Genomic DNA, 16,597 nt, shown 5'->3' with positions numbered 1-16,597 from the left:
GGGTTGCGGTCCTTGACCGGCTTGACGCGGGGCGGGCGGGAGCGGCCGGGGGCGGCGGGGGTCTCGTCGTGGCGGGCGCGCCGCGGCAGCAGGTTCATGCGCCGCACCTCCCCTCGGTGACCGCTATGCCGGTCGGCGGCCGGGATCCGTCGGACGTGCGCACTCCGCTCACCCGGGCCTCGCAGAGGTACAGGTTGAACCAGGAGCCGTACGAGGACAGGCGGGCCAGCGCGGTCATCTTGGCGGGAGTCCGGTCCAGGAAGTCCTCGACCTGCCCGGTGGCGTCGCCGAGGTTGCGCGAGAGCCGGCCCAGCTCGCGGATGTCCCGGGCGAGGGGTTCCCGTCCCTCGTCGAGGAGGTCGGCGGTCACGGTGGTCAGCTCGCCCATGGCGGTGACGGCCTTGCCGAGCGGCTCGCGGTCGTCGTCGAACCCGGTCACGAGTCTCTGGAGCGTGTCCACGAGGCCGTCGAAGTCCTCCTCGCGGTCGTTGAGGGTGGTCAGGACCGTGTTGAGGTTCTTCACCACCTCACCGATCACCTTGTCCTTCGCGGCCACCGTCGTGCTGAGCGAGCCGACGTGCCGCACGAGGCTGTCGACGGTGGCGCCCTCGCCCTGCAGGACCTGGACGATGGAACCGGCGAGCTCGTTGACGTCCTTCGGGGAGAGCCCTTCGAACAGCGGCTTGAAGCCGTTGAAGAGCAGGGTCAGGTCGAGCGCCGGAGTGGTGCGGTCGAGCGGGATGGTGCCGCCGCTGTCGAGGGTGCCGGTGAGGTCTCCGCTGCCCCGGTCGAGGGCGATGTAGCGCTGCCCGACCATGTTGAGGTACTTCACCGCGGCGGTGGTCGAGCGGGGCAGGCTGCGGTCGTCGCGGACGGCGAAGGTGACCTGCGCGGTGCGCCGGTCGACGACGCGGACGTCGGTGACCTGGCCGACCTTGACGCCGGAGACGCGCACGCTGTCGCCTTCGACGAGCCCGGTGACGTCGGTGAACAGGGCCTTGTAGGTCACACTGCCGTCGCCGACGCCGGTGTTCGCGACGCTCAGACCGAGCACGGTCGTGGCCACCGCCGTCACCAGCAGGAAGGCGAGGGACTTCAGAAGTGGCCCGGTCAGCGGGCGGCGCCGGGTGTGCGCGGTACGCCGGGCCGTCATCGCAGGATCACCTCCGTGCCGCGCAGGGCGGGTCCCGCGAGCAGGCTGCTCCAGTCCGGCAGGTCGGCGGGGCGCTTCCCGCCGGCCGGGGCGAGCAGTTCGTTGACGAGGGCGTTCTCCTGCGCGGAGTTGGCCGGCCCGAGGTCCTGGTCAGCGGTGGCGGGTACCTGTGCGGCCGGCTCGGCGGGCACGCCGAGGTAGGGGACGGGATAGCAGCGCGGGCCGCCTCCGGCGTCGTAGGAGGGGGTGTCCCGGCCGGGGACGTAGGCGCCGCGCGAGGGCACGGTGGTGACGTCGACCCGCAGGCCGGGCCGGCCGGTGCCCTTGCCGAGCGCCTTGTCCATGGCCGGGACGAAGTCGGTGAGGGTGCGCAGGGTGCAGGGGAAGGAGGAGGAGTACTCGGCGAGCAGTTCCAGGGTGGGCCGGGATGTGGCGCTGAGCCGGATGATGTTGTTCTTGTTCTGCCGCAGGAAGGCGGTCATGTCCTCCGCCGTTCTCGTGGCGGCGCCGAACGTGGCGGCCAGGTCGCCTTCCTTCTCGGCCAGGGTGCCGCTGGTGGTGGTGAAGTCGGTGAGTGCCGTGATGACCTCGGGTGCGGCGTCGGCGTAGACATGGCTGACCTTCACGAGTTCCTTCAGGTCACGGTTGAGGGTGGGCAGGTGGGGGTTGAACCTGCGCAGGTGGGCGTCGAGTTGGCTGAGCGTCCTGCCGAGGTCGCCGCCGCGTCCCTCCAGCGCCCGGGAGACGGCGGACAGGGTGGCGGAGAGCTTCTGCGGCTGGACGGCGGTGAGCATGGGCAGCACGTTGTCCAGCACCTGCTGCAGTTCGACGGCGTTCGCGGAGCGGTCCTGCGGGATGACGGCACCGGCGGCCAGCGGCCGGGACGAGGGGCGCGCGGCCGGGACGAGGGCCACGAACCGCTCGCCGAACAGGGTGGTCGGCAGCATCTGCGCGCGCACGTCGGCCGGTATGTGGGCCAGGGCGCCGGGTCGCAGGGCGAGGGTGAGCCGGGCGCCGTCGTCGGTGGCGTCGATGGCGCGGACCTCGCCGACGACGACGCCGCGCAGTTTCACCTCGGCGCCCAGGTGCATCTCGTTGCCGACGCTGCCGGTCTCCACGACGACCGGGGCGGAGTCGGTGAACTGCTTGTCGTAGACGGCGACGGCCAGCCACGCCAGCAGGACGGGGACCACCAGGAACACCACGCCAGCGAGCCGGCGGCGCAGCGTCGCACCTCGTGCACCGTTCATCTCACCCCGCCACCTTCACGGTCGTGGTGGCGCCCCACAGGGCCAGCGACAGGAAGAAGTCGGTGACGCTGATCAGCACGATGGCGTTGCGCACCGACCGGCCCACGGCGACGCCGACGCCGGCCGGGCCGCCGGTGGCGCGGTAGCCGTAGTAGCAGTGGGCGATGATCACCAGCACGCTGAAGATCAGGACCTTCAGTACGGAGAGCAGGACGTCGGTGGGGGACAGGAACAGGTTGAAGTAGTGGTCGTAGGTGCCTCTGGACTGGCCGTTGAAGAGGACCGTCACGTAGCGGGACGCCACGTAGGAGGAGAGCAGGCCGATCGCGTAGAGCGGGATGATGGCGACGACGCCCGCGATGATGCGGGTGGTGACCAGGTAGGGCAGGGAGCGGATGCCCATGCCTTCGAGGGCGTCGACCTCCTCGTTGATGCGCATGGCGCCGAGTTGGGCGGTGAAGCCGGCGCCGACGGTCGCGGACAGGGCGAGTCCGGCGACGAGGGGGGCGATCTCGCGGGTGTTGAAGTAGGCGGAGACGAACCCGGTGAAGGCGGCGGTGCCGATCTGGTCCAGGGCCGCGTAGCCCTGGAGCCCGACGACCGTGCCGGTGAAGAGGGTCATCGCGACCATCACGCCGATGGTGCCGCCGATGACGCCCAGGCCACCGGTGCCGAAGGCGACCTCGGCGAGCAGCCGTTGCACCTCCTTGAGATAGCGGCGCAGGGTGCGCGGGACCCAGAGCAGGGAGCGGACGTAGAAGAGGAGCTGGTCGCCGGAGCGGTCGAGCCAGACGAGCGGGGAGGCCACCGGCCTCAGCCTCCCTTCGGCGGGACGAGTTGGAGGTAGACGCCCGTCATCACCATGTTGACGAAGAACAGCAGGAGGAAGGTGATGACGACGGACTGGTTGACGGCGTCGCCGACGCCCTTGGGGCCGCCGCGCGGGTTCAGGCCGCGGTAGGCGGCGACGATGCCCGCGATGAACCCGAAGACCAGGGCCTTCAGTTCGCTGACGTAGAGGTCGGGCAGCTGGGCCAGGGCGGAGAAGCTGGACAGGTAGGCGCCCGGGGTGCCGTCCTGCAGGAAGACGTTGAAGAAGTAGCCGCCGAGGATGCCGACCACGGAGACCAGGCCGTTGAGCAGGACCGCGACCCCCATGGTGGCCAGCACCCGCGGCACGACCAGGCGCTGCACGGGCGAGACGCCCATGACCTCCATGGCGTCGAGCTCCTCGCGGATCGTGCGCGAGCCGAGGTCGGCGCAGATCGCGGAGCCCCCGGCGCCGGCGATCAGCAGGGCGACGATGAGCGGGCTGGCCTGCTGGACGACGGCGAGCACACTGGCCCCGCCGGTGAACGACTGGGCGCCCAGCTGCTGGGTGAGCGAGCCCACCTGGAGGGCGATCACGGCGCCGAACGGGATCGAGACGAGGGCCGCGGGCAGGATGGTGACACTGGCGATGAACCAGAACTGCTCGACGAACTCCCGGAACTGGAAGGGTCGTCTGAAGATCGCCCGGCCCACCTCGGCGGCGAGCGCGAACAGCCGCCCGGTCTGCCGCAGCGCGCCGGTGATCATGCGCCGCTCCCGGCGGCGGGCAGGGGCGCGGTGGGCGAGGTGGCGTAGGTGCGTTCGATCGCCGCACGGGCCGCGGGCGGCAACCGGTCGAGCATGGCCAGCACCCGCTCCCGACGCCGGGCGACGGCGCGGCGCGGCGGGAGGCCGGGGGACGGCTCCAGTTGCGGAACGATCTCACGGGGCCCGTCCGCTCCCGGGGGGCGCGGGCCGGCGGCCTCGGCGGCGAGGGTCGCGGCGTCCTTCTCCTCCGACATGCCGATCGGGCCCTCCCGCCGGCCGGCGAGGAACTGCGCCACGACCGGCTCCTCGCTGGTGAGCAGCACCTCGCGGGGGCCGAAGGTGACCAGTTCGCGCCGGAAGAGCATGCCCATGTTGTCGGGGACGGTGGCGGCGATGTCGAGGTTGTGGGTGACGATCAGCATCGTCGCGTCGATCTGCGCGTTGAGGTCGATGAGCAGCTGGGAGAGGTAGGCGGTGCGCACGGGGTCGAGCCCGGAGTCCGGTTCGTCGCACAGGATGATCTGCGGGTCCAGTACGAGGGCCCGGGCCAGGCCGGCCCGCTTGCGCATGCCGCCGCTGATCTCCCCGGGCAGCTTGCCCTCGGCGCCCAGCAGTCCGACGACCTCGATCCGCTCCATGACGATGCGGCGGATCTCGGACTCCTTCTTGCGGGTGTGCTCGCGCAGGGGAAAGGCAATGTTGTCGAAAAGGGACATGGAGCCGAAAAGAGCACCGTCCTGGAACATGAGACCGAAGAGCTTTCGGGTCTCGTAAATGTCACGCTCCGGACTGTTGACCATGTCCACCCCATTGATGAGGACACGGCCCCGCTCCGGTTTGAGCAGTCCTATGAGGGACTTCAGGAAAACGGTTTTCCCGGTGCCGGACGGGCCGAGCATGACGCTCACCTCTCCGGCCGGCAGGGTGAGGCTCACGTCCTGCCAGATACTCTGCCGGCCGAAGGACTTGGTCAGGCCCTCGACCACGACTTCGATTCCCATATCACCTCCAAAAACCCGCTTGAGCCGCGCGTCGTGGAGCGCACGTTAGGCCGGTGCACGGTTCACTGACAACAGGTGGGCCGTCGCGTTCCTCTCGTCCCCCCGCTCTTTGTCACCGTGGAGACAAACCACGGGCCGGCCTTTGTCTCCCGGACACAGGACAGGGCCACGCGTCTCCTGGGGGGAGCGGTTCGCGCGGCCCTGCCGAAGGACGTCCGGCCCAGAAGGAGGGTGAGGCCGGGCATCTTCCGTCGCGCCTCCGAGGCGTGGGGTGGGACCCACCTGGAGATCAGCGCCGTAGTCGGCACGTTACGGCCGAGTAACCTCGGCAGGCAAGGGTGAATTCCGAGTTTTCCGCGGGATCCGGGCCAGCCGCCGGTAATTTGTCAGCCGACGGACAAAACCGCACCCCCGACTTGTCACCGTCATGAGCAACCAGGCTTCCGACGAGACACCGATGAGGGCCTTCCAGAGCCCTCGCCGCCCGTCTCCCGCCACGCCGCTCTTAGCAGCAGATGACTAAGCGGCACCGAGAACTGCTCACTCGGGAGGCCAGATTCTGTCTTTGTACAAAGAATCATGGTCGGTGCCGTTGTTCAGTTAAGTTTCCCGCAAGTAACGTCGGTGCTCGCGGTCGGGTTCACAACCGCTGACCGCCCGCTCTCCCCTTTCCATCAGTTCGGAAGCGGCCCCCTCAGCCGGTCAATCCATAAGGAGAGTTCCAGGACCATGAAGAACCTCATGAGAAGAGTCGGCGTCGTGACGGGCGCGGGTGCGGCCGCGTTCGGCATGGCCGTCGCCACAGCCTCCGCGGTCCCCTCCACCACGTGGACCGTCACCCCGTCGCCGACCAACTTCACGGCGACGAACAGCGGGAACATCGTGCTGACCGCCAACATCCCGATGACGTGTACGACGTCGTCGGCCTCGGGCACGATGCAGAGCGCCACCGGCAACCCGGCCACGGTGGCCAACATCAACGCCATCAACTTCGGCACCAGCGGCTCACCGTGCACCAGCGTCCTGGGCAACGTCACCACCACCGCGATCACCCCCTGGACGGTCGTCGTGCACGACTACACCGCCTCGACCGGCGTCACCAAGGGACACGTCGGCAACGTCAAGGCGAAGGTGACCGCCGGCGCCTGCGTCTTCAACGTCGAGGGCCAGGCCTCCGGCACCTACACCAACTCCACCGGCATCCTCGCCGTCAACAGCCTCTCCGGTGAGCTCAAGGTCACCTCGGCATCCGGCTGCGGCACGGTCGTCACCACCTCCACCAAGCCCACCTTCAAGGGCAACTACGCGGTCAAGGTCGCCGGCACCAGCACCATCCCGAAGATCGTCGGCTCCAACCCGTAAGCCACGGACGCCCGCCAACGCCCGGTCGGTTCCCCCGGCCGGGCCCACGCGGGCTGCCCGCCCCGGCCGCCCCCGGCCGCCCCGGCCGTCGCCACCGGCCCCCGGAGACCACCTGCACCGTACGACCCGAGCGGAGCGCCAGATGAGAGGTTCCCGTACCACCGCCCGGCCGACGGTCCGGGCCCGTGCCCGGAGCGCGGCGATCGCCGCGTTCGTGGTGCTGGCCGCCACCGTCCCCGCCGCGGCCGTCGCCGTCGGCACCCAGGAGGTCGACACCGCTCTGCCCTACGTCTGTGCTCTTCCCTCCGGGGAGCAGGCCGCGACGGTGCGGGTCTCGGCCACCTTCCCGGACCGCGTCACGGCCGGCCAGCCGGTCCTGCCCACGGACGTCACCACCGTCCTGGAGCTGCCGGAGCCCGCCGTGGCGGACCTCACCGCGCGGGGAGCGGCCGGCGTCCGGGCCGCGACCCGGCTCGGTGTGGCCGTCGCCCAGAACGACGCCGCCGCGCAGGCGACGTGGCGCGGCAGTGCGCCGCCCGTCGCCCTTCCCCCGTCGGGGCCCTTGACACTGACCGCGACGGGGGACGTCCCCTCGGTGACGGGGCGGAGCGCGGGCGAACTGACGCTGTCCGCCCGGGATCTCGCCGTCGATCTGTCGCTGACCACCGCGGACGGCTCCGCCACGGACCCGGCCACGCTCACCGTCGAGTGCGCTCTCGCCGAGGACGCTCCGGACGGGGGCCTGCTGGCAGCCGTACCCGTCGGACCGGAGGCAACCGCCGGTACGGGCTCACCGAGCGCGCCGCCGTCCGCGTCGCCCACTCCCTCCGGCACGCCGGGACAGCGGGACGAGGCGCCGCCGGACCGGCAGGGCGACCGCGCCCCGAAGGTCACGGAGACCGCTCCGGACGCCGCGGCCGACCGCGACGCGCCGCCGTGCCGGTACGACAGCCAGTACCCGGCCGGCCCGATGTCGCTGAACGCGTACATCACCGGCTACGCGAACGTGAAGAAGCTGGGCGGCGCCGCACTGATCCCCGTGTCCTGCGTGCTGATCGAGCAGGGGGAGCCGCAGTTCGAGTTCTACCCGGACTTCAGCGGGGCCACCATCACCCAGCACTCCGGCGGCGACCTCTACCACCAGGGACGAAAGCAGACTCCGCCCTTCGAGGCCACCTTCCTCACCTTCGGCTTCACCCCGACGAAGGCCACCATGGTCCTGGAGCAGACCGGTCCGCTGACCATCGACTCCGCCGGCACCACCGACTTCGTGTTCACCAGTACCGACACCTATGTCCGAGTGCCGCTGGTACTGCGGGTGACCTCCCTGGAGGTCAACGGGACTCCGCTGGACGTCGGCCCCGGCTGCCGGACCGAGAAGCCCCTCACCTCGCCCGAGCCGGATCCCGCGAAGCACCCCGGTGACCACCTGGTGCTCCACGGCAGGGGCGAACAGACCACCGGCGAGCCGGCCACCGGCTATCTCCTCCTGTCCGGCGGTCCGCTGACCGGCGAGGTCACCATCCCCGCGTTCACGGGCTGCGGAGCCGGGGGCGAGGACCTCGACCGCCTGCTCACGGCCTCCGTCTCCGGCTCCGGCAACTACGTCAAGCAGATGCAGGGTCAGACCTGCTTCGTCTCCGCCGAGGTAGTGAACCCGGACGAGTGCACCCCGGACCGGCAGCCGCTCAAGATTCCCCGGCCCGAACGCTGAACCGCTCTCCTCCGTCATCCCCCGTCGCGAAAGGCCACCTCATGAACCGCCTGTCCCCCGGCGCACGACTCGCCACCGCCACCGCGCTCGCCACCGCGCTCGGCGCCTTCGCCTCGATGGGCACCGCGACCGCCGCGGCGGCGCAGCCGAACGGCGAGTGGGCGCCCTTCACCCGCTGTCCCGTGGACGCGCCGGCGATGCTCGCCGCGGACGGTCTGGCCCGGACCCCGCAGTGCGTGGTGTCCACCTCTCCCAACGGCTCCATCAAGCTGGGCAAGACCACCGTGGTGACGGGCAGGACCAACCTCCAGATGGGGGTCGTGCAGAACGCCGACGGCACCAGCACGGTCGTGGCTCCGCCCAGCGGCGCGATCATCGCCGACTCGGCCACGGTCCCCGGCGGACTGCTCGGCCTGATGTGCCCGAGCAACATCCCGGCCGTCACGGCCATCTGCGAGCAGATCGACAACAGCAGCCTCAACAGGATCACGGCCACCGTGGAGTCCGTCGGCGCGCCCTACGACTTCGACCAGACCGCCGGCATCGTCACGGACCAGCCGATCGTCGCCATACCGGTCCGCATCCACCTGGAGAACCCGCTGCTGGGCGGCAAGTGCTACATCGGCACCAAGTCGGACCCGATCGTCCTGCGCCCGAGGAACCTCGACTATCCCGAGTTCGGGATGTCCTTCTTCAAGGGCGACGGCACCGTGGCGGAGGACGGCGAGATGAGCCGCATCAACCTCACCGGGGCGACCCAGAACGACAGCACCTTCGCGGTGCCCGGAGCCAGCGGCTGCGGACTGGGCCTGTTCGGCCTGATCGACGCCGCGGTCAACCTCAAGACGGGACTGCCCTCCGCCGCCGGGCAGAACAGCCTGACGCTGAACGACACCCAGACCCACCTCAGCGGCCTGACCGCTCCCGGCACCGTCGCCCCCGACGCGGGCAGCATCCTGGCGCGGAACTGGCACTCGGCCGTCAAGTAACGGCCTCGCAGCGGTGATTCTCAGCCGTCCCGGCAGTTCCGCCCCGTCTCACCGCATCGAAATGTGCACAGACTGTGTACGCCCCGACGAAGTTCGTCTAGCTTCGGCAGCCCACGCAGGCACCACCTGACTGCCGGTCACGCGCTCCTGCCCAGCCGCGGGGCGCGCGACCGGCATCCCATCGGGCGCATCGGAGAGCAAGGGACGGCCACTCATGCCTTCAACCATCAAGCCGCCGGAGGTCGGTGAACCGCTCGAGCCCCTCCCCCGGGAATTCGCGGCGTTCATGCGACCGGAGTTACCCGGTCTCATGAAGGAAATACGCATCGAGGTCACCCGAGCCTACCCCGTGTACGGTCGCCTCCTCAACGGGCCCAGCGAGGGCGCCATCCGCCAGGGCGTCGAGCAGGCCGTGTCCGCCTTCGTGGACCGCGTCGACCAACCCGGCAAGAACGCCGCGCTGCGTGACGAGCTGCTGCGCAAGTTCGGCCGCGTCGAGGCGTACGAGGGCCGCGAGCTCGACACGCTCCAGGGCGCCTACCGGCTCGGCGCGCGCATCGCGCTGCGCCGGGCCAAGGCCGTGGGCCAGCAGTACCGGCTCTCCCCCGCGCTCATCCTCGCCTTCGCCGACGCCCTGTTCGCCTATGTCGAGGAACTGGTGGCGATCTCCCGCGAGGGCTACGTCGAGGCGCAGTCGCGGACCTCCTCCGAGGTACCGGCGCAGCGCAGACGGTTGTTGCACCTCATCCTCGCCGCCCCGCCGCTGCCCCAGGCGCTGGCCGGGCTCTGCGAGGCGGCGGCCTGGCAGCCTCCGGAGCACGTCACCATGGTCGCCCTGCGCTCACCGGTGCCCGGGCACCTGGAGGCGGGCCTGGCCGACGACGTCCTGGCGGACCTGGACATCCCGCAGCCGCATCTGCTGATCCCCGGGGCACTGACCCCGGAGCGGCTGGCGATGCTCGACGCGGCCCTGGTGGGCACGCACGCCGCGGTGGGCCTGACGGTACCGCTGGAGCGGGCGGCCGACTCCGTCCGCTGGGCGCGCCGCGTGCTCCAGCTGATCGACGAGGGGGTCGTGGCCGACGCGCCCCTGGTCCGCTGCGAGGATCACCTGGTGACCCTCTGGCTGCTGTCCGACCCGCCTCTGATGTCCCACCTGGCGGCCAGGGAACTGGCACCGGTCGACCGACTGCCCTCCAGCCGCCGCGACCGCCTCGTGGAGACGCTGCGCGTGCACGTCTCGACCCGGGCGCCCGCGGAGCAGGTCGGTGAGATGCTGGGCGTACACGCCCAGACCGTCCGCTACCGCCTGCGGAACCTGGACACGCTCCTCGGCGACCGTCTCGCCGACCCCGATCACCGCTTCGCCCTGGAGGCGGCCCTGCGCGCCCTGCACCTGCGGTCCGGGGGCCGGGAGGAGTGACCGCGCCCGCGGACGGGGCCCGCCGGGGCCGCGGGTACGCCGGTGCGGGGACCGCCGGGGACGGGCCACGGCGCCGGGAGACCGCGCGTCCGGCCCCCCGGCGCGGGGTGTCGGCATATGATCGACCGCCGGAGACTGTGCACCGGGCCCGACAGCGGCTCAGCGATCCGACGTTCACAGAGCCGGTCCGGTCGAGTTGGGGTGAGATCGTGTTCTACCACGTGCTCAAGTACGTACTGCTGGGTCCCCTGCTGCGGCTTGTCTTCCGCCCCCGGATCGAGGGCCTGGACCACGTGCCGGCGTCGGGACCGGCCATCGTCGCGGGCAACCACCTCTCCTTCTCGGACCACTTCCTGATGCCCGCGGTGCTCCACCGCCGCATCACCTTCCTCGCCAAGGCCGAGTACTTCACCGGCCCGGGCCTCAAGGGCAGGCTGACCGCGTTCTTCTTCCGCAGCGCCGGCCAGATCCCGGTCGACCGTTCCGGCAAGGAGGCGGGGCAGGCCGCGATCCGCGAGGGGCTGGGCGTGCTGGCCAAGGACGAGCTGCTCGGCATCTATCCGGAGGGCACGCGCTCGCACGACGGCCGGCTGTACAAGGGCAAGGTCGGTGTCGCGGTGATGGCGCTCAGGGCCGGGGTACCGGTCGTGCCCTGCGCGATGATCGGCACCTTCGAGGCGCAGCCGCCGGGCCGGAAGATCCCGAAGGTGCACCCCGTGGTGATCCGCTTCGGGGAACCCCTGGACTTCTCCCGCTACGCCGGCATGGAGCGGGAGAAGGCGGTGCTGCGCGCCGTCACCGACGAGATCATGTACGCCATCCTCACGCTTTCCGGGCAGGAGTACGTGGACCGGTACGCGGCCGACGTGAAGGCCGAGGAGACCGAGAAGGCGGAGAAGGCCGCGAAGGGCCGGAAGTTCCCCCGGCTGCCGCAGCGCTGAGCGTCCCGTCTGCCCTCGGCAGAAGAGTGTGGCCGTGCGGGACCGGTGCGCCTACGGTCGCCGTATGACACGTGCTGTGGTGGTCGGAGCGACGGGACAGATCGGACGGGTGGCCGTGGGGGCGTTGGCCCGGGACGGCTGGGAGGTGACGGCCGTGTCGCGCGGCGGCGGACGGGACGGGGAGTGGCCCGAGGACGTGCGCGTGGTGCGGGCCGACCGGGAGGACGACGCGGCCCTGTCGGCGGCCGTCGGTGACGGCTGTGACGTCCTGGTGGACATGGTGGCCTTCGCTGCCGGGCACGCACGGCAGCTGGTCTCGCTCGCCGGGCGGGTCGGCTCGGCGGTGGTCATCTCCAGCGTGTCGGTCTACGAGGACGACAGGGGCCGCAACTTCGACACCCAGGCCGAGCCCGGCGGCTTCCCCGAGTACCCCGTGCCGCTCACCGAGGAGCAGCGCACGGTCCTGCCGGGCGACACCTCGTACAGCACCCGCAAGACGGCCTTGGAGCATGAACTCCTCGCCGCGGGAGACCGGTTGCCCGTCACGCTGCTGCGCGCGGGCGCGATCCACGGACCGCACTGCCGGACCCCACGCGAGCTGTACTTCGTCAAGCGCAACCTCGACGGCCGGCGCCGGCGCGTCCTCGCGTACGGCGGTGCGAGCCGCTTCCATCCGGCGAGTGTGCACAACATCGCCGAGCTGATCCGGCTGGCCGCTCCGCGGCCGGGCACGCGGGTCCTGAACGCCGTCGACCCGGACGCGCCGACGGTGGCGGAGATCGCGAAGGCGGTCGACGCGGTGATGGGGGTGGAGACCGAGGACGTCCTGGTGGACGGCCCACCGCCCGCGTCCACCGTCGGCGACACCCCGTGGTCGGTTCCGGCGCCCGTCGTGTGCGACATGACCGCCGCCGAACGGCAGGTGGGCTACCGCCCCGTGGTGCGCTACGCGGAGACCCTGCCCGAGACGGTCGCCTGGATCGAGGAGCGGCTGGCCGGCCGGGACTGGCGGGAGGCGTACCCGAAGATGTTCGCCGCGTACGGTGACCTCTTCGACTACGCGGCGGAGGACACCTGGCTGGCGGCGCGCCAGGGCTGAGGGCACGCGAGAGGGGGCGGCCGGTCGGGCCCGGGCCGCCCCCTTCGTTCCGTGCTTGCCGCGCTCGTTACGGCTTGGGGGTGGCGTGCGGGGCGCAGGTCACGTCCCGGGCGTCCACCTTGCCGGTGAGCAGGTAGGCGTCCACCCGGTCGTTGACGCACGGGTTGACCAGGCCGGTGACGCCGTGCGAACCGGCGTCCCGCTCGGTGATCAGACGCGATCCCTTGAACCGCTGGTGGAGTTCGACGGCGCCCTCGTACGGGGTGGCCGCGTCCCGCTCGGACTGGACGATCAGCACCGGCGGAAGTCCCTTGCCGGTCTTCACGTCCAACGGCGTCTGCTGCTTGACCGGCCAGGTGGCGCACGGCAGGTTCATCCAGGCGTTGGCCCAGGTCATGAACGGGTGGTCCCGGTGCAGCCTGGTGTTGTCCCGGTCCCAGGTGCGCCAGTCGGTGGGCCACTTGGCGTCGGCGCACTCGACGGCGGTGTAGACGGCGTTGCCGTTCTCCGAGGAGGCGTTGCCCGCGGTGTCCGACAGGTCGGGGGCGGCGGCGTCGACGAGGGCCTGGGTGTCGCCGGCGACGTACTTGCTGAAGACCGCCGCCGTGGAGGCCCACGCGGAGTCGTAGTACGGGGCGCTCTGGAAGAAGGAGATCAGCTCGGCCGGGCCGACGACCCCGCCGAGGGGGTTCTTCTCGGCGGTGGCGCGGAGCTTGAGCCACTGCTCCTGGACCTCGGCACGGGTGTCCCCGAGGTGGTAGGTCGCGTCGTTCTTCGCGACCCAGTCCTGCCAGTCCTTCCAGCGTCCCTCGAAGGCGACGTCCTGGTCGAGGTTGGCCTGGTACCAGATCTTGTCGCGGGACGGGTTGACGACGCTGTCGACGACCATCCGGCGCACGTGGTCCGGGAAGAGGGTGCCGTAGACGGCGCCGAGGTAGGTGCCGTAGGAGACGCCGAGGTAGTTGAGCTTCTTCTCGCCGAGGGCGGCGCGGATGACGTCGAGGTCGCGCGCGGTGTTCGGCGTGGTCATGTGGGGCAGCATGGCGCCGCTGCGCTCGTAGCAGCCCTCGGCGTACTCGCGGGCGAGCTCCCGCTGGGCCTGCTTGTCGGCCTCGGAGCGGGGCACGGGGTCCATCTTGGGCGCCTTGACGAACTCCTGCGGGTCGACGCAGGAGATGGGCGTGGACTTGCCGACGCCGCGCGGGTCGAAGCCGACGAAGTCGTAGGCCTTGGCCGTGTCGGCCCAGACCGCGCTCTTGCTCGTGACGCGGGCCGGGAAGCGCAGTCCGGAGCCGCCGGGACCGCCGGGGTTGTAGATGAGCGCGCCCTGGCGCTCGGCCGGGGTGCCGGTGTTGCCGATGCGGTCGACGGCGAGCTTGATCTGCTTGCCGAACGGCTTGGCGTAGTCGAGCGGCACCGTCACGTAGCCGCACTGGATGGGCTTGGGCAGGTTCCAGTCGGCGGGGCAGTCCTGCCAGTCGATGCCGGCCCGGGCGGCGCGGGCCGCGGCGATGGCGGCCCCGCGGGCCTCGCGGTCCGGGCCCTTGGCGTGTCCGTGGCCGGTGGCCGGACTGGCGCTCGCGGCGGGCGCCGCGACGGCTCCGGCTATCAGCGTGGCCGTGACCAGCGCCCCGGCGGATCCGAGCGCCGCCGCCCTCCGCCCCAGTCTGCTCTTCCTCAAGTGGCCCTCCGAACATGGTTGCGACACGTACGGGGATCCTCGCGGCTGTGCGTCATCCGAGAACAGAGGCAGTACTACTTCTTTGCCAATCCGATAAACGGATGCACACGTTCGGTCTACGGGGCCTCAGTCCAGCGAGGCCAGCGCCTCGTCCAGCAGCCGCCGCAGCCTCAGCGCGTCCGGCGCCACGGCCGTCACCAGCGCGGCGGGCCCGGCGAGGGGCATCACGGCCGCGCCCGGCCCGACCACGAGCGGCGTCGGCGGCGCGGCCTCGAACTCCGGGCGTACGACGACGAGCTGACCGACGGCACGGTGACCCGCCAGGCCCGCGGGACCGTCCCAGCCGCCCGGGGCGCCCGGTCCGCAGGCCAGTTCCTGGACGAGCACGCACCGGCCGGCGATCCGTACGGCAAGACGGCTGGTGAGGCGCCCCGGTTCCTCGCCGGTCCGCCCGAGCACCTGCTCCTCGCGCAGCAGCAGCCGACCCGTGGCGGCGAGGTCGACGCGGGTGGTGACGTACAGGTCACTGCCGTGTGCGGAGATCAACGGCTCGGGCAGCCAGTGCAGTTCGGCGTCGTCGCCGACGGTGAGCCGGACGTCGTAGCGGGCCCCGGCCTTGTCCTGCCCCGGCAGCGCCAGGGTGGCGGCGGCCGAGCCGACCCGCAGCCGGGCACCCCGTGCCGCCTCCGCCGTGACCGTGAAGCGGTCGCCGCCGAGCGGCCCGCTCATCGCGCCGACCAGCATCACCCGGGCCTCGGCACCACTCCCCCGGGTCCGCCGCACGGCGAGCGGCCCCTCCCCCTCCAGCACGGGCAGGACGGTGCCGCCCCGGCCGTCACCGCGGGCGAGGACGCGCGCCCGCGCCCGTACGCCGCCCGGGGCGGTCACGCGGTCCACGCGGCGATCCGCGCCCGCACCCAGTCGGCGACCTCCCGGACACCCGCCTCGCTCCGCAGCGACTGGAGGACGACGGGCAGTTCACCGCGCTGTTCCTTGGCGTCGGCGGCCATCCGCGCGAGGTCGGAGCCGACGTACGGCGCGAGGTCGGTCTTGTTGACGACGAGCAGGTCGGCCGTGGTGACGCCGGGGCCGCCCTTGCGCGGGATGTCGTCGCCGCCGGCCACGTCGATCACGAAGACCTGGGCGTCGACGAGCCCTCGGGAGAAGGTGGCCGTGAGGTTGTCGCCCCCGGACTCGACCAGGACGAGGTCCAGTGGGCCGACCTCGTCCTCCAGGTCCTCGACGGCCTCCAGGTTGGCGGAGATGTCGTCCCGGATCGCGGTGTGCGGACAGGCGCCGGTTTCCACGGCGCTGATCCGCTCGGGCGGCAGCACCGCCTCCCGGAGCAGGAACTCGGCGTCCTCACGGGTGTAGATGTCGTTGGTGACGACGGCCAGGGAGAACTCCTTGCGCAGGGCCCGGCAGAGCGCGGCGACGGTGGCGGTCTTCCCGGACCCGACGGGCCCGCCCAGCCCGATGCGCAGGGCACGGCGGCTGCCGTCGGGCCGCCGGGCGTCGGCGGAGACGGCGGCGGGGAGGTCGTGGTGATGGTCGAGATGCATACGGCGACTCCTATGAAGCGAGGGCCGGCCACGCTCAGCCCGTCCGGCGTTTCGCGGACGAGGCCGTTCAGGCCGGAAGGGGGGCCTGGGGGGGCGCAGGGGTGGAGCCCCTGGGGTCGGGAACGGAAACGGGAACAGGAAGGGACGGCGGGAGCGAACCCACCTACGACGCGAACAACCGCACCGCCCAAGCCGCATGCGCCTGCGCCCCGGTCTCCAGCAACGGCGCGGACCGCGCAGGCAGCACGTCGACCCCCTCGGTCACGGCCTCCCGCCCCGCGTCCACGGCGTCCTGGGCCACCCGGTCCACCTCGGCCGCGAGCCGCGCGAGCACCCCGGTGGCGTCGAACGGATCAAGACCGAGCAGCCGCACGACCGCCGTCGCCGGCCCGCTCACCCCCTCGTGGAGGGAGCAGTACGCCGCGTCCAGCGGTCCGAGCCCGGCCGCGCGGGCGGCCAGGCCGAGAACGACCGGCTGGTGGGCACCCTTGGGGGACCGCCGTGCCAGCGCGTCGAGTTCGGGGTGCGGCCAGGTGGCACGGGCGGCCCGCATCAGCTGCCGGCCGAGTCTGCGTGCCGCCCCCCGCAGGGCGGGAGACGGAGTGCGGGCGTCGGCGGCCCCGTCGAGCTCTCCGGGATCGACACCGAGGGCGGCGGCCGCCGCGAGGGAGGCCGTGACGGCCCCGCTCGTGTGCAGCCGCCCCCGGCAGAAGTCCTCCAGGCTCGCGGCGTCGGTGACGTGTCCCGCACGGACGGCGGCCTCCGCCCCGCCGGAGTGGGCGTGCCCTCCTGCGGGGAAACGGCCGTCCGCGAGGACGAGCAGTGCCGCGCGGCTCATCTCGGC

15 protein-coding genes are annotated in these 16,597 nt (G+C 71.8%); 6 read left to right on the top strand and 9 right to left on the bottom strand.

The genetic code is table 11. The features are described 5' to 3' along the window. Positions 1-94: 94 nt before the first annotated feature. The 5 genes from KUM32_RS22120 to KUM32_RS22100 are packed head-to-tail and all read right to left on the bottom strand — an operon-like array spanning position 95 to position 4,982. Positions 95-1,153 carry an MCE family protein gene (locus KUM32_RS22120; protein WP_217143667.1) on the bottom strand — a complete coding sequence of 353 codons (1,059 nt, stop codon included), beginning with the start codon at positions 1,151-1,153 and terminating at the stop codon, positions 95-97. Continuing rightward, complete coding sequence (locus KUM32_RS22115; RefSeq protein ID WP_217143666.1) at positions 1,150-2,403, bottom strand: MCE family protein; 1,254 nt, start codon at positions 2,401-2,403, stop codon at positions 1,150-1,152. Before KUM32_RS22115 ends, KUM32_RS22120 begins: the two co-directional genes overlap by 4 nt. Before the next feature lies 1 nt (position 2,404). Next, positions 2,405-3,211 carry an ABC transporter permease gene (locus KUM32_RS22110; protein ID WP_217143665.1) on the bottom strand — a complete coding sequence of 269 codons (807 nt, stop codon included), beginning with the start codon at positions 3,209-3,211 and terminating at the stop codon, positions 2,405-2,407. A gap of 5 nt (positions 3,212-3,216) precedes the next feature. Beyond that, positions 3,217-3,981, bottom strand: coding sequence for an ABC transporter permease (locus KUM32_RS22105; protein WP_217143664.1), 765 nt, complete (start codon positions 3,979-3,981; stop codon positions 3,217-3,219). Continuing rightward, complete coding sequence (locus KUM32_RS22100; protein ID WP_217143663.1) at positions 3,978-4,982, bottom strand: ABC transporter ATP-binding protein; 1,005 nt, start codon at positions 4,980-4,982, stop codon at positions 3,978-3,980. Before KUM32_RS22100 ends, KUM32_RS22105 begins: the two co-directional genes overlap by 4 nt. A 729-nt stretch (positions 4,983-5,711) precedes the next feature. On the opposite strand from KUM32_RS22100, the gene KUM32_RS22095 reads away from it, so the two are divergent. From KUM32_RS22095 to KUM32_RS22070, 6 genes are all read left to right on the top strand, one after another. Further along, positions 5,712-6,344, top strand: a complete 633-nt coding sequence (locus KUM32_RS22095) for a hypothetical protein (RefSeq protein ID WP_217143662.1) — start codon at positions 5,712-5,714, stop codon at positions 6,342-6,344. Between the two features lie 142 nt (positions 6,345-6,486). Next, positions 6,487-8,058 (top strand): DUF6801 domain-containing protein, encoded by a 1,572-nt coding sequence (locus KUM32_RS22090; RefSeq protein ID WP_217143661.1) that lies wholly within the window; start codon positions 6,487-6,489, stop codon positions 8,056-8,058. 41 nt (positions 8,059-8,099) lie between these two features. Beyond that, positions 8,100-9,047 carry a hypothetical protein gene (locus KUM32_RS22085; protein ID WP_217143660.1) on the top strand — a complete coding sequence of 316 codons (948 nt, stop codon included), beginning with the start codon at positions 8,100-8,102 and terminating at the stop codon, positions 9,045-9,047. A gap of 214 nt (positions 9,048-9,261) precedes the next feature. Beyond that, positions 9,262-10,470 carry a helix-turn-helix domain-containing protein gene (locus KUM32_RS22080; protein WP_217143659.1) on the top strand — a complete coding sequence of 403 codons (1,209 nt, stop codon included), beginning with the start codon at positions 9,262-9,264 and terminating at the stop codon, positions 10,468-10,470. Between the two features lie 209 nt (positions 10,471-10,679). Continuing rightward, positions 10,680-11,411 carry a 1-acyl-sn-glycerol-3-phosphate acyltransferase gene (locus tag KUM32_RS22075; RefSeq protein WP_217143658.1) on the top strand — a complete coding sequence of 244 codons (732 nt, stop codon included), beginning with the start codon at positions 10,680-10,682 and terminating at the stop codon, positions 11,409-11,411. Positions 11,412-11,475: 64 nt separating this feature from the next. Continuing rightward, positions 11,476-12,510 (top strand): NAD(P)-dependent oxidoreductase, encoded by a 1,035-nt coding sequence (locus KUM32_RS22070; protein WP_217143657.1) that lies wholly within the window; start codon positions 11,476-11,478, stop codon positions 12,508-12,510. A 67-nt stretch (positions 12,511-12,577) separates the two neighbouring features. Here KUM32_RS22070 and KUM32_RS22065 read toward each other — a convergent pair whose 3' ends face one another. The 4 genes from KUM32_RS22065 to KUM32_RS22050 all read right to left on the bottom strand — a co-directional run bounded on the left by KUM32_RS22065 (position 12,578) and on the right by KUM32_RS22050 (position 16,591). Further along, positions 12,578-14,191 carry an alpha/beta hydrolase gene (locus KUM32_RS22065; RefSeq protein WP_217143656.1) on the bottom strand — a complete coding sequence of 538 codons (1,614 nt, stop codon included), beginning with the start codon at positions 14,189-14,191 and terminating at the stop codon, positions 12,578-12,580. A gap of 126 nt (positions 14,192-14,317) precedes the next feature. Next, positions 14,318-15,088 (bottom strand): urease accessory protein UreD, encoded by a 771-nt coding sequence (locus KUM32_RS22060; RefSeq protein ID WP_217143655.1) that lies wholly within the window; start codon positions 15,086-15,088, stop codon positions 14,318-14,320. Next, positions 15,076-15,753 carry an urease accessory protein UreG gene (ureG, locus tag KUM32_RS22055; protein WP_217143654.1) on the bottom strand — a complete coding sequence of 226 codons (678 nt, stop codon included), beginning with the start codon at positions 15,751-15,753 and terminating at the stop codon, positions 15,076-15,078. The genes KUM32_RS22060 and ureG overlap by 13 nt, the downstream gene beginning before the upstream one ends. A gap of 163 nt (positions 15,754-15,916) precedes the next feature. Continuing rightward, the gene (locus KUM32_RS22050) at positions 15,917-16,591 is read right to left on the bottom strand and encodes an urease accessory protein UreF (protein ID WP_217143653.1); all 675 of its coding nucleotides are present in this window, start codon (positions 16,589-16,591) and stop codon (positions 15,917-15,919) included. Positions 16,592-16,597: the final 6 nt, after the last annotated feature.

Source organism: Streptomyces sp. AC627_RSS907 (genome assembly GCF_019049165.1).
The sequence above is the reverse complement of the archived record's forward strand: the minus strand, read 5'-3'. Positions and strand labels throughout refer to the sequence as shown.

Excerpts from the sequence above, each read along its gene's own strand:
- KUM32_RS22120 (WP_217143667.1), bottom strand. The coding sequence starts at position 1,153 with ATGACGGCCCGGCGTACCGCGCACACCCGGCGCCGCCCGCTGACCGGG.
- KUM32_RS22115 (WP_217143666.1), bottom strand. The coding sequence starts at position 2,403 with ATGAACGGTGCACGAGGTGCGACGCTGCGCCGCCGGCTCGCTGGCGTG.
- KUM32_RS22105 (WP_217143664.1), bottom strand. The coding sequence starts at position 3,981 with ATGATCACCGGCGCGCTGCGGCAGACCGGGCGGCTGTTCGCGCTCGCC.
- KUM32_RS22100 (WP_217143663.1), bottom strand. The coding sequence starts at position 4,982 with ATGGGAATCGAAGTCGTGGTCGAGGGCCTGACCAAGTCCTTCGGCCGG.
- KUM32_RS22095 (WP_217143662.1), top strand. The coding sequence starts at position 5,712 with ATGAAGAACCTCATGAGAAGAGTCGGCGTCGTGACGGGCGCGGGTGCG.
- KUM32_RS22090 (WP_217143661.1), top strand. The coding sequence starts at position 6,487 with ATGAGAGGTTCCCGTACCACCGCCCGGCCGACGGTCCGGGCCCGTGCC.
- KUM32_RS22085 (WP_217143660.1), top strand. The coding sequence starts at position 8,100 with ATGAACCGCCTGTCCCCCGGCGCACGACTCGCCACCGCCACCGCGCTC.
- KUM32_RS22080 (WP_217143659.1), top strand. The coding sequence starts at position 9,262 with ATGCCTTCAACCATCAAGCCGCCGGAGGTCGGTGAACCGCTCGAGCCC.
- KUM32_RS22070 (WP_217143657.1), top strand. The coding sequence starts at position 11,476 with ATGACACGTGCTGTGGTGGTCGGAGCGACGGGACAGATCGGACGGGTG.
- ureG (WP_217143654.1), bottom strand. The coding sequence starts at position 15,753 with ATGCATCTCGACCATCACCACGACCTCCCCGCCGCCGTCTCCGCCGAC.
- KUM32_RS22050 (WP_217143653.1), bottom strand. The coding sequence starts at position 16,591 with ATGAGCCGCGCGGCACTGCTCGTCCTCGCGGACGGCCGTTTCCCCGCA.